We start from the raw sequence: 12,269 nt of genomic DNA on the forward strand, positions 1-12,269 counted from the left end.
ACCTTCACCGTAGATGGGCTGAACCAACGCATCGACACCCCGCCGACAGTGCCGAAGTCGACCGCCGTCGCCAACAGATGGCCGAACCGCCGGATGGCGGTGAAGCTATTTGCTGGCGACTATATGCGGCGCGACATAGTCTAATCCGTGGAGTCGTACCGCAGGGCGTGTTCGGATGCGCAGATCTCATCGATTCCGGTAACGATGTCGCGCAACAGTTCTGAGGGCAGCGCCGAGGGCCGCAAACGGCAGGTGAAGGTGATCAGTCCGTGGTCCTCGACCGCGAGTCCGCGCGCTTGCGCCTCCTCACGCAGGTACTTCGAGCGCACGCCGTAGGTCATCGCGGAGATGACGGTGAAGCATCCGGTCCGCTCCCGGTGTCCAGCAAACAAATCGTGCAGTCTGTAGAAAACCGAGGCATAGGTCGACAGCGGCGCGAAAATCGCGACACGGTAAGCGGGTCCGCGTTCGGAGGAGCTGATGACCGTGTCGGCCAGATATTCCGCATCGCGCAGTGTCAGCACTTTCGGGGCGAACATGAGCGCGCCCGCCGCGGCATTGCGCACCGGCGCACCCGCGCGGCCGCCCGCGGCAGAGGCGATGACGCCCAACGACTTCCTCGTCTTGGTGCCGACCTCACGGCGCGCCCGCAGTGAGCGGGTGGGCGTGGTGGGGTAGAGGCTCGACCACTGACCGAACCGCACGGTCCCCAACTGCACATGGCCGGTGCCGACCGGGCGCGAAACCTTCAGCGGCGCGGTATCGACCCAACGACCGACCTGCAGTGCGACATTGCCGGGCCGGGCGATTTCGGCGTATGCGTGTTCGACGAAGGAGTCGAAGTCCAGGAAGCGGTCGGCGTCGGTGGTGAGCCAGGTGTGATCCTTGTCGATATCGACCGCATCGAGGGTGAGCGCGGTGATGATGCCCGCGCGTCCGCCCGCGCCGAGGATCCGGTGGAAGCGCTCGGTGTGGTGGTTGCGACCGCAGGTGCCGATGCGTCCGTCCGGATCGACGTACTCCAGGTCCACGATCTGATCGATGAACATGCCGTACTTGTGCGATGCCGTGCTGACACCGCCGACGGAGGCGAAACCGCCCGCGGTGATATCGCGGTGGTCGCCGACGATCGGCAGACCGAGGCCGTGTGCGCCGAGGCGCCGATCGATATCGGAGAGTTTGGCGCCCGCCTGCACGCGCACGGTGCGTCTGCCGAGGTTGATATCGAGCACCGCATTCATCTTTCGCAGCGAGACCACCGCGCGCGGATCGGGTAACGACAGACCATCGTCGATCGGTTCGCCGCCACGCACCGTGAGGTTTTCCGCGCGACCGCGTGAATTCCGCACCGTACGAACGACATCCGCGGTGTCACGAGGTAGATATTCTTCGGCGGCGACAGTGTGCGGCGTGCTCATGGACCGAAAGCTAACCACAGCGCGGCCTCCGATGCTCGTTCGATCTCTACGGTTACCGGACCGGCGGCGCCAGCCGCTGGCTGAACAGGACGGATCCGGTCGCATCGCACAGGTTGACCGTCAGTTCCCTTGACTTGCCATCGATCAGCACCTCACCGAAATGTTGGAAGCTGTCCAGCGGTGAGGCGTTCTGAACGGCAGGCGCGTGCACGAAGACCGCCTCCGGACCGAAGGTGCCGTCGAGCGGATTCGGGCCGAACGCACCGGCGTTCAGCGGTCCGGACACGAACTCCCAGAACTCGTCGAAGTCGGTGAAGGCGGCGCGCTCGGGCGAATAGTGGTGGGCCGCGGTGTAGTGCACGTCCGCGGTCAGCCAGACCACGCCGCCCACCTTGTTCGCCTTGATCGCCGAGAGTACTCGAGCGATTTCGGTTTCCCGGCCGGACGGGGCGCCGTTGTCGCCATTGGCGGGGCCCTCGTATGCCGTGACTTTTTGTTCACCGTCCTTGACGACAAGGCCGAGCGGTAGGTCGTTGGCGACAATTTTCCAGGTGGCCTTGGAATCGCGCAGACCCTCGATGAGCCACTTCGTCTGCTCCGGACCGAAAATGCGACCGCTGGGTCCGTTGTCGATGTCGTTGGTGTCCTTATAGGTCCGCATATCCAGGACGAAGATGTCCAGCAGCGGGCCGTAAGAGATCTTGCGGTAGAGGCGGCTGTCGACCGCCTCCTTGGGCTCCAATGGCATCCACTCGTGGAAGGCCTGCCAGGAGCGCGTCGCGAGGGCGTCCATGCTGCGCTCGCTGTAGCCCTTGGTCTCGGCGACCAGGCCGCCGTGATACCAGTTGTTGACGGTTTCGTGGTCGTCCCACTGGACCACCTGGGCGACCGAGGTATTGAAGCGGCGGTAGTTCTGGTCGGACAGGTTGTAGGCATAGTTGCCGCGGAACTGGTCCAGGGTCTGCGCGACAGCGCTTTTCGCCTCGGAGACGGTATTGCGCCAGATCCGGCCGTCGGGCAGCGTCACCGATTCCTGCAGCGGGCCGTCGGCGTAGATCGAATCGCCGGAGTGGATGAACAGGTGCGGGTCGCGCGCGGCCATGGCGGAGAAGATCCTCATACCGCCGAGTTCGGGGTTGATGCCGTAGCCCTGGCCGGCCACATCACCGGACCACTGCAGCTTGATATCGGACGCGCCGGTGGGCACGGTGCGGAACACACCGGTAATCGGTTCGGAGGCGGCGCCGTCCTCGCCTTCGAGGGTGACCCGGTAATGCACCTGCTGGCCGGCGGGCAGACCGTTGACGCGCACGCGTCCGGTGCCGTCGGAGGCCGGGGTCAGCATCGGACCGGTGAATCGTTTGGCATCGGTGAAGGATTCGGTGGCCGCGGTCTCCACGATCAGCTTCGCGGGCTGATCGGAACGCGCCCAGATCAGCGCGCCGTCGGTGCGCGGATCGCCCACCGCGACGCCGTGGGTGAGTTTCGGGCGCGGACGGACCAGTGTGGGCCCGTCGTTCGAGCAGCCGGCGAGTGCGGGGACAGCGACGAGACCGAGGGCGGAGGTGCGCAGCAGCGTGCGCCGGGAGATGCCGAAGTCCGAACCAGTCATTGGCCCACCTTGGCGCAGGGAGTCCAACACCATGTGAACTCCCATCGTCGGCTCGGCCAACAGGCGCCCGGTATCAGCTGCGCGGTCGGAGTTCGATGATCGGGATGAGCCGGTCGGTCTTCTTCTGGTAGCCGAGATAGCGCGGTTGCACAGCGGTGATCTGCTTCCATGCCTGCGCACGCCGTTCCTCGTCCAGCTGCTCGGCCGTGACGTGGTACTTCGTACCGCCCACCTCGGCCCACACCTGATCCGGATGCGCGGCGATATTGTGATACCAGCCCGGATGTTGGATCGCGCCGCCCATGGAGGCGACGATCAGCCAGCCGCCGTCATCGGCCGCAAACCGGCTCACCGTCACCCGACGTTCCTGACCGCTCTTAGCGCCGACGGTGGTCAGATAGACCAGGTCCATCCCCATGAATCGGTCGTGGCGGAATCGGTGATATCGCTCCATCGCCCGGATGAGGAAACGGAACACCGGATTGGGTGACGGCGGTCGGGATCCCCGGGTCCCCGGTGGAATCTTCTGAAAACTCATGATTCGCTCCCATACCGCTCGGAACTGTCTGCCTGACAGCATTCCACTTCGGTGATCATTTCGTGGCCGGACGCCAGATGACCGAAGACCCCGAACCCGGATGGTTCGGGGCCTTCTGGTGCGAACCCTCAGATGGTGTTGTCGCAGAGGATTTCGAATGCGCGGACGGCGTCTTCCGGGAAGACCAGTACCCGGTGTCGGGCGGGCTGAGCCGGGCCGATGGTGGCGCGGATCCCGTTGTCGCGCAACAGGTCGCGGACCGTGCGGGCGGTGGCTTCGGCGGCCACCGTCGCGGCCGCGACGAGCAGGCCGTAGTCCTCGGTAGCCGGCTCATGCGAGCGCGTGAGCCACATCATGGGGTGTGCCTTTCGCCGTCGGTGATTCGGTCCTGGTACTGCTGCAGCACGGCGAGCTGTTTGCGTTCCTCGGCGTGCTCGATCTCGAAGTATCGCTCGGATTCCGCCACGGGATCGGGTCGCAGGAAGCTGCCGGTGCCCGGTTTGCCCGCCGAACCGAGTTTGTTCATCTTCTTCGGGATCGCCGCGCCCTGGTAGACCAGCGGCACCGGATGGCCGTGCTCGTCGACCGGTCCGAGCGCCTGGTGCACCTCGACGTACTCACCGTGCGGCAGTCGCTTGATTATGCCCGTCTCGATGCCGTGCTCCAGCACCGCCCGGTCGCTGCGCTGCAGACCGATGCAGAACCTATAGGTGATGAAGTACGCGATCGGCGGTGCGATCAACAGGCCGATGCGGCCCATCCAGGTGGTGGCATTGAGCGAGATGTCGAACTTCAACGCGATGATGTCATTGACACAGCTGAGCGTCAGCACCAGATAGAAGGTGATCGCCATCGCGCCGATTCCGCTGCGCACCGGCACATCTCGCGGCCGCTGCAACAGATTGTGGGCCGCGTAATCCTTGGTGAGCCGCTTCTCGATCCACGGGTAGGCGGGCAGGATCACGAGCACCAGGCCCATCACCAGGGCAACCCAGAATGCCGCCGGGATGGTGTAGTTGCCGAGGTATATCTCCCACGGCGGCATGAGCCGGGCCAGGCCGTCGGTCCACATCATGTAGAAGTCCGGTTGTGAACCCGCTGACACCTGCGCCGGGTTGTAGGGGCCGAGTTCCCAGATCGGATTGATCTGGAATACCCCGCCCATGATCGACACCGTCGCGAGGGTGAACATGAAGAACGCGCCCTGGTCCGCGGCGAAGACCGGCACGATGCGCGCACCGATGACATTGTGCTCGGTGCGCCCCGGTCCCGGGAATTGCGTGTGCTTCTGATACCAGACCAGCGCGATATGCGCGGCGATCAGCGCGAGCATGATGCCGGGGAACAGCAGCACATGTGTGATGAACAGGCGCGGAATCAGCACCTCACCCGGAAATTCGCCGCCGAAAAGGGCGAAGTGGATCCAGGTTCCGACGATCGGGATGCTCATCGTGATCCCGCCGAGCGGTGAACGCAGGCCGGTGCCCGACAGCAGATCGTCGGGCAGGCTGTAGCCGAAGTAACCCTCGAACATGGCCAGGACCAACAGGGTCGAGCCGATCACCCAATTCGCTTCGCGCGGTTTGCGGAACGCGCCGGTGAAGAAGATCCGCAGGCAGTGCACGATGATCGCGGCCAGGAACATCAGTGCGGCCCAATGGTGTACCTGCCGGACGAACAGACCGCCGCGCACCTCGAACGAAATGTCCAGGGAGCTGGCATAAGCCGCCGACATGTGCACGCCGCGCAGCGGTTGGTACGCACCGTCGTAGACCACTTCCGTCATCGACGGATCGAAGTACAGCGTCAGGTAGATGCCCGAGATCAGCAGAATGATGAAGCTGTACAAGGCGATCTCGCCGAGCAGGAAGGCCCAGTGCGTCGGGAAGACCTTGTTGATCGAACGTTTCACGAAGGCCGCGGCGCGGTACCGCTCGTCCGCGGCGTCGGCATGCTGCGCCGCCTTCGAGCTCATCGCGGGCTCCCGTCCGAGCCGAGTGGTGCCACCTCGTAGCGAATGAACAGCACAGGCATTGTCATCTCCTTCTCGATCGACAGCCGGCTACGCATAAGACGGTCGAGCGGTCCGAAACGTGACGGCCTGGATGCGAGAGGTACTACCGTGTGACGTAGATCTCGTCAGGGCTCGGGGAGTTCGTTCAATGCGGCGAGGAAGTCGTCCGTCGGATAGATGCAGAGCGATTCACCGGTGTGCTGCGTGGCGGCGGCCAGCTCGATGGTGCCACCGTGCCACCAATAGACATCCTGACTGACGGGCCACGGGCGCTGCGTGTAATCGAGCACCGCGACCTGGGCCAGCACCGTGGTGGCCTGGACCACCTCGAGATTCGCCACCGGGTGCGCGTAGATATGGCGCTGCGACGGCACCACGAATACCGCCCCCGCCGGTCCGACCACCGGATACACGTCGAGCCAGCACGCGTGCGCGGTGATGTAGTCGGAGATGCCGCACAGCATCGTGATTTCGACGCCGTCGGCGCTCGGCGTATCGATCTGGTGAGTGAGCACATCCAATGGACCGTCGCTGCGGGTGTTCTGCTCGGCGAGGGCGAACAGGTCGTATTCGTCGATCGGCCACTGCCGCAGCATCGGATAGGTGACCGGAGCCATGGTGTGCACCTGATCGATCAGTACCCGCTGGATCAGCCCGGGCGCGACCTGGCGACGCACCACATCCGGCGCACCGCCGTGCCCGGAGTAGAGCCGAGTCCGTATGAGCCCCTGCATCATCGCGAAGTCGTCGGTATCGAGCGGATCGCTGTCGACCTCCAGATCGACCAGCCCGGTGCTCAGATAGTCCGCCACCAATGCCGGCCACTGATCCGGCGGCTCATCCGCGGCCATCCGCCGCAAATTCGTCAACCCGACCATCACATCCCCCGCGGGCCCGGACAACATCACGTCATCGGCCGCCGCAACCCGGCACGAATACCCCAACTGATGCGCCGCCGCCACGGCGAGAGACAACAACAGATCCGGCGCTACCTCCGACACCGTGACTCCCTCGCTCGTCTTGCGGTGCACCAGCTTTCACCACACGCCCGCAGTTACCGCACTCGGAACACGTACCCCGTGATTGTGCCTCCCCGGTGAGACCCACACCCGGGTGTTGCCGAGATCGCCTATCCGCGAGACGCCACAGGCACGCGGTTAGTGGCGGGCGTTGCGGCGATCGGATGCCACGACCGCTGGGATCATCGGCCGCAACGAGGCCATTGTCGACACTGTGATTGCGGGTAGCCATGTCACCGCGGCGACGCTGCTCGCCGGACCAGGGTGGCTCATGACCGTGCGACGCGAGGTACGACTGCCCCGTGCGCCGCTGCCGCGAACGCCGCACATGCGTCGGGATCTTTATCCCCGGTGGCAGTTTCGACTCCGCTATTGACGTCTACCGCGAACGGACGCACCCGTGCGATGGCGTCGGCGATATTGTCCGGACCGAGACCACCGGCGAGGATCACCGGGCAGCCCAGTTCGTGCAGCGCTGTCACGACGGTCGCACCAACCGACCAGTCGTGGGTGCGGCCGGTGCCGCCCAAGCGGTCCGCGGTGCGTGAATCGAGCAGTACCGCATCGCAATCCGCGGCGGCCTGACGCGCGGTATCGACGGCCTCCGGTCCCGTGACGTGCACCGCCTTGATGACCTTCCGGCCACCGGCGGTCTTGTGGACTTCACGAACGGTGTCGATGGTGACGAGCCCGTGAACCTGGATCGCATCCACCCCGACTCGGTCGGCCAGGTCCACGATCGCGGCCGCGTCCTCGAGATGGGTGACCAGGACACGGGTGACGAACGGCGGAGCCAGGCGCGACAGCGCCGCCGCGCGCTCGGCATCGAGGGCATCTTCGCTGAAATGGGTGATCCCGGAGATCAATCCGATGGCGTCGGCACCGGCGGCCAGCGCGATCCGCAGATCGTCTTCGGACCTGATCCCGCAAATCTTTGCGCGCACCGTCACGACTCAACGATATGCGCCGGGCTGTGGAGCCGCCGAAACCGAACGAGCCCGGTGCGTCGGGCACCGGGCTCGTGGAGGTGGAAGGGGCTAGCTGGCTGCCGTCTCCGGGATGCGGGTGGCTTCGGGGGCGGAACCGCTGGGGACGCCCTTCTTCAGGCTGGCGGCGTAGACGTCGACGTATTCCTGGCCGCCGAGCTGCATGAGTTCGTACATGACCTCATCGGTGACGGCACGCTCGACGAATCGGTTGCCGCCCATGCCTTCGTAGCGGGAGAAGTCGATGGGGGCACCGAATTTGACGGTCACCTTGTGGCGGCGCCAGCGGAACGGGCCGGGCGGGCTGACCTCGAAGGTGCCGATGACGGCGACCGGGATGACGGGGACGCCGGTCTCGAGCGCGAGGCGGGCCAAGCCGGTCTTGCCCTTGTACAGGCGACCGTCGGGGGAGCGGGTGCCCTCCGGGTAGAGGCCGACGAGGTGACCCTTGTCGAGCAGTTTGCGTGCGGCAGTGAGCGCGTCCTCGGCCGCGGAGGCGCCGCTGCGGTCGATCGGGTACTGCCCGGTGGCGCTGAAGAAGAACTTCTGCAGCCGACCCTTGAAGCCGGGGGCGGTGAAGTACTCGGCCTTGGCGAGATAGCTGATCCGACGCGGGCTCATCAGGGGAGCGAACAACCAGTCCGAGAAGGAAAGGTGGTTCCCGGCCAGGATGGCCGGTCCGTCGGCGGGGATATGCTCCACGCCTTCGACCGTCGGACGGTTGTAGAGGTGCATGAACGGTCCCGGGAACAGGTACTTCAGCATCCAGTAGAGCATGGCGTCCTAACCCCCGCGGCCGGGATCGTTTACGCGTACAACCGTCAGTTGCCGACTTTACCGCTGGGTATAGATCACATCCAAGCCGAGCGGCGTATCTCACCACATGTTCTCGAGTACTGATAACCGACCGCTCAGTGGGTGGAACGAGCTGCCCAGGAACGGCCACGGCCGGTCTCGGCGAGGGTGGCCCTGGCGAGCTCCGCCGCGCCGATCATTCCCGCCGCCTCACCGAGCTGTGTGGTCCGGATCCGGGCGAGCGGCCGATGCCCGGCACCGGTGATCGCCCGCGCGTATTCCTCGCGCGCCTCGTCCAGGAACTGCGGCGCCGAACTGCTTACGCCACCGGCGATCACGATCAGCCCGGGATCGAAGATATCGCTGACGAATGCCAGTCCGAGCCCGAGCCAGCGGGCGAAATCGGCCATGACCGCCACCGCCAACGGATCGCCGTCCTGGGCGGCCCCGGCCACCCGGCGTCCGGTCAGCGAACCGGGATCGCGCAGCACCTCGCGCGCCAGCACCGTCGAATGCACCGGATCGGTGGCCAGCATCTCGATCGCGGTATCGACCAGAGCCGTTCCGCTGCAATACCTTTCCCAGCACCCGCGCTTACCGCACGGACAGGACCGGCCCTGCGGCACCACCTGCAGATGCCCCAGCTCCGGTGCGACGCCGTGCGTGCCCCGATACAGTTCGCCGTCGATGAGCAGTGCCGCGCCGATGCCGGTGCCGATCGCGACGAGTACCGAATTGTGTCCGCCCGCCGCCGCGCCGAAGCGGTACTCGGCCCACATGGCGGCATTGGCGTCGTGTTCGAGGATCACCGGCAGTTCGAGGCGTTCGGTGAGCCGCTGTGCGACCGGGGTGTCCTGCCAGGGTAGGTGCGGTGCGAAACGCACCGTAGAGCGATCGGCGTTGATGAATCCGGCCACGGCAAGGCCGACCGCGCCGATCGGATGTCTGCGGCACAGCTCGCGGACCGTACGGTCCAGCGCGTTCTCCAGGGCGCGCGCCGAATGCGGTGTCGGCGCGACCACGGTGTCGAGCACCTCGCCGTCGCCGTCGACCACCGATGCGCGAATATTGGTGCCGCCGACGTCGATTCCGACGGTCAGCGGGCGCGCATCTGCTACTCGCGCCGTCATGCCTTGATCGTCACGGGGATGCCGACATAGCGGGATCGCTTGCGCCCGGACGAGTTCGACTGCCGTGAGCGGGTATCCGCGTCGGCGGGTGTGGGTTCCGGGCCCGGTGGGTCGTCGTGCTGGTCGGGGGCGAACGAATGATCGTGCGGGACACCATCTTCGGGCATCACCGGTTCGACCGGCACTCCGGCGAGCGCTTCGCGCAGCACCGTGACGATCGCGGTCCCGTGATCGGCCACCAAAGCGAGCACATCGTGATGCTCACCGCGCATCAGCGCCGCGGCCGCGCAGACCGGGCACCAACTGCAACTCGACCAGTCCGGCTGTCCGTCGGCGGCGCGCCGCAGCACGGGTTCGACCCGTTCGAGCACCGCCTCGGCCAGCAGCTTCAATTCCGCGGCGAATTCGCCGAGGCCGTCATCGGGGTCGGCCGCGCCGGGCCAGTCGTTCGAATCACTCATGCCTGCGCCTCGCCAGCGCTCGGCTCCGGCATGCGCGATGCACGCTGTGACATGATTCGCTCGCTCATACCGGCCACGCTTCCGGGTCCGGGTGGAAGCGCACGATCAGATAGCCGTTGTCGAGTTCGGCGCCGTCGACCGTGCACCGTCGCAATACCGGCGCCAGGCGCACCCGGCGTCGGACCCCGTCCGCTCCCACGATCAAATCGTCCTCCACTCGTCCCAGTCGCAGCGTCGCCGGATCGACGACGGGCAGATGCATCCGCAACGCGTACACCGAATGCAGACCGGTGCCCGATTCCAATCGAACCACCGGCTCGCCGGAACTTGTGCGAACCTCCGCCGGATTGTCGCTCAGCTTCGAGTCGGCATTCAACCGCTCACCCGAATCCATCGCATACGACAGCGCGGACAGGGACGTGAGCCCGACCGGCTCGGACCCAGTGTGCTGAGCGATCAGCACCCGTGTCCCGTTCATACCCCGTTGCAGCCGGTTCACCACATCCAATTGTTCGGCGCGTCGATTCACATACCACTGCACGGCTGGATGGGCGGCCACCTCGAGTGCGGTCGGCGGAGGCACGGCGGGCAGAACCTTGTTCACCACCACCGCGTCCAACCGCAGACCGAGCAGCGCCGCCGCCGAACGCACCCGCTCCGATTCGGCGATGGCGACCTGTTCGGCGACGGTGATCAGCCGCGCACCGGTTCGGCCGTGATCGGCGAGCAGATCGTGCACTTCGGTGACCGCCTTGACGATCCGCTCGACCGTGGTGGCCAGCACCGCGCGCCGCAGATCGGTGCCGACCATGCTCATCGCCCGCGCATGCGGCGGCCACATCCGCTCCACATATCCGAGCAGGGTTTCCGGCGCGGTGATGATGCGCAACATATCCGCCGAGGGCGGGCAGTCCACGACGATCACATCCCAGTCGTCCTCGGCGGCGAACTGGGTGATCTCCACCAGCATCAGTAATTCCTGCACGCCGGGCAGTCCGGTCAGCTCGGCCGGATCCATTGCGGCCAGGTCGATGCCGTGATCGTGGTCGGTTCCGGTGGCGAGCACGCGCACCACCTCGCGGAACCGATCCTCCAGCAGCGCAAGGGAATCGACCTCGATCACATCGAGTCCCGACAGTACGCTCGCGATCCCGGGCACGGTGCCGGGATCGTGCGGAAATCGGAAGCCGAGCGCGTCGCCGAGCGAATGCGCCTGATCCAGCGAGGCCACCAGCACCCGCTGCCCCGCCCTGGCATAGGCCATCGCGGTAGCGCAGGCCAATGTCGTCTTGCCGACGCCGCCTTTGCCGATGAATAGTTCGACCCGAGTACCGGCCGCCTCGGGCTTGTGCACGATCAGCCTTCGACCCGTTTCTTCAGTTCCTTGAGCGCGGTATCGGTGATCACCTTCTCGGCCTTGCGCTTGAACATGCCGATCATCGGGATATTCAGGTCGACGGTCAGCTCATAGGTCACCTCGGTGGTGCCGTCGGGCTGGTCGACGAGTTCATAGGTGCCGTCCTGTGCCTTCTGCAGTTCGCCGCTGATCAGCGTCCAGCTGACCGATTTATCGTCGGGCCGCCAAGTGTAGGACAGCACATAGGTGTCCTTGACGACTCCGGCATCCAGCACGAAGCGCGCGGTCCGGGCCCGGCCGTCGGCGCTCTTCTCCAGCACCTCAACGGTTTTCGCCGCCGAGACCCACTCCGGGTAGGACTCCAGATCGGCAATGACGGACATCACCCGCTGCGACGGTGCATCGATGATGATCGACCTCTGGGTCCTGTCGGCCATGGCGGACAACGATTCCTTTCAGCTGCTGTGCTGTGCTCGTGTGCGTCAGCGGGCGGTCGGTGCGGCGTGTGCCGGTGCGACACCGGCCGCGCGGCCCGCCTCCAGCCTGGCTTTGATCTCGAACGACATATTCTTGCCCGCCACTCGGCGCGCCCGATTGGCGGCGGCCAGATCCCGAGTCGGCGCCTTCGGTTCGGCGTGCAGGAAGTAGTGCAGGATCACCCCGTCGAGCGCGGGCTCCAGCCATACCTCCATGGTTCCGGTCAGCCCACCGGTGACCGACCAGCGAATACCCTTGTCGGCCCGGTCTTCCCGGACGCCGAGGGTCAGATCCGGCCACCAGCGGCGCCAGTTGTTCTCTCCGGCCAGGATCTCGGCGACCGCGGCCCCGGGAGCGGCGACAAACGTCTGATCAGCGACCTGAATGCTGCTCACGGCTGCGCCTCGCTGACGCTCGGCTCCGCCGTGCGCAGAGCGCGCTGGCACATGGTTCGCTCGTTCA

At 65.8% G+C, this 12,269-nt stretch carries 13 protein-coding genes; all 13 read right to left on the reverse strand.

Annotated elements, in window-relative coordinates; all coding sequences use genetic code 11:
- Positions 1-140: 140 nt before the first annotated feature.
- Entirely contained in the window at positions 141-1,418 is a 1,278-nt protein-coding gene (locus tag ON44_RS10475) for an FAD-binding oxidoreductase (RefSeq protein WP_040688534.1), read from the reverse strand.
- 52 nt (positions 1,419-1,470) lie between these two features.
- Positions 1,471-3,030, reverse strand: a complete 1,560-nt coding sequence (locus ON44_RS10480; RefSeq protein ID WP_040688601.1) for an alkaline phosphatase D family protein — start codon at positions 3,028-3,030, stop codon at positions 1,471-1,473.
- A gap of 73 nt (positions 3,031-3,103) precedes the next feature.
- Positions 3,104-3,568 (reverse strand): nitroreductase/quinone reductase family protein, encoded by a 465-nt coding sequence (locus ON44_RS10485; RefSeq protein ID WP_245567094.1) that lies wholly within the window; start codon positions 3,566-3,568, stop codon positions 3,104-3,106.
- Positions 3,569-3,696: 128 nt separating this feature from the next.
- Positions 3,697-3,924, reverse strand: coding sequence for a hypothetical protein (locus ON44_RS10490; protein ID WP_245567095.1), 228 nt, complete (start codon positions 3,922-3,924; stop codon positions 3,697-3,699).
- Positions 3,921-5,543 carry a cytochrome bc1 complex cytochrome b subunit gene (qcrB, locus tag ON44_RS10495; protein ID WP_040688538.1) on the reverse strand — a complete coding sequence of 541 codons (1,623 nt, stop codon included), beginning with the start codon at positions 5,541-5,543 and terminating at the stop codon, positions 3,921-3,923. Before qcrB ends, ON44_RS10490 begins: the two co-directional genes overlap by 4 nt.
- Positions 5,544-5,707: 164 nt before the next feature.
- On the reverse strand, positions 5,708-6,583 hold the full coding sequence (locus ON44_RS10500) for a hypothetical protein (protein ID WP_157187102.1): 876 nt from the start codon (positions 6,581-6,583) through the stop codon (positions 5,708-5,710).
- A gap of 287 nt (positions 6,584-6,870) precedes the next feature.
- Complete coding sequence (locus tag ON44_RS10505; protein ID WP_083897778.1) at positions 6,871-7,551, reverse strand: phosphoribosylanthranilate isomerase; 681 nt, start codon at positions 7,549-7,551, stop codon at positions 6,871-6,873.
- Between the two features lie 87 nt (positions 7,552-7,638).
- Positions 7,639-8,364, reverse strand: coding sequence for a lysophospholipid acyltransferase family protein (locus tag ON44_RS10510; RefSeq protein ID WP_040688540.1), 726 nt, complete (start codon positions 8,362-8,364; stop codon positions 7,639-7,641).
- Positions 8,365-8,498: 134 nt separating this feature from the next.
- Positions 8,499-9,512, reverse strand: a complete 1,014-nt coding sequence (locus tag ON44_RS10515; RefSeq protein WP_040688542.1) for an ROK family protein — start codon at positions 9,510-9,512, stop codon at positions 8,499-8,501.
- Positions 9,509-9,973 carry a hypothetical protein gene (locus tag ON44_RS51640; protein ID WP_174415035.1) on the reverse strand — a complete coding sequence of 155 codons (465 nt, stop codon included), beginning with the start codon at positions 9,971-9,973 and terminating at the stop codon, positions 9,509-9,511. Before ON44_RS51640 ends, ON44_RS10515 begins: the two co-directional genes overlap by 4 nt.
- Positions 9,974-10,037: 64 nt before the next feature.
- Positions 10,038-11,327 carry an ArsA family ATPase gene (locus tag ON44_RS10525; RefSeq protein WP_040688543.1) on the reverse strand — a complete coding sequence of 430 codons (1,290 nt, stop codon included), beginning with the start codon at positions 11,325-11,327 and terminating at the stop codon, positions 10,038-10,040.
- A 2-nt stretch (positions 11,328-11,329) separates the two neighbouring features.
- Positions 11,330-11,767 (reverse strand): SRPBCC family protein, encoded by a 438-nt coding sequence (locus ON44_RS10530; RefSeq protein WP_040688545.1) that lies wholly within the window; start codon positions 11,765-11,767, stop codon positions 11,330-11,332.
- A gap of 45 nt (positions 11,768-11,812) precedes the next feature.
- A complete protein-coding gene (locus ON44_RS10535) occupies positions 11,813-12,202 on the reverse strand; it encodes a hypothetical protein (protein ID WP_040688547.1) in 390 nt (129 codons plus the stop codon).
- Between the last annotated feature and the right edge of the window lie 67 nt (positions 12,203-12,269).

This window comes from Nocardia vinacea NBRC 16497 (genome assembly GCF_000308835.1).
In the GTDB taxonomy this organism is placed as follows: domain Bacteria; phylum Actinomycetota; class Actinomycetes; order Mycobacteriales; family Mycobacteriaceae; genus Nocardia; species Nocardia vinacea.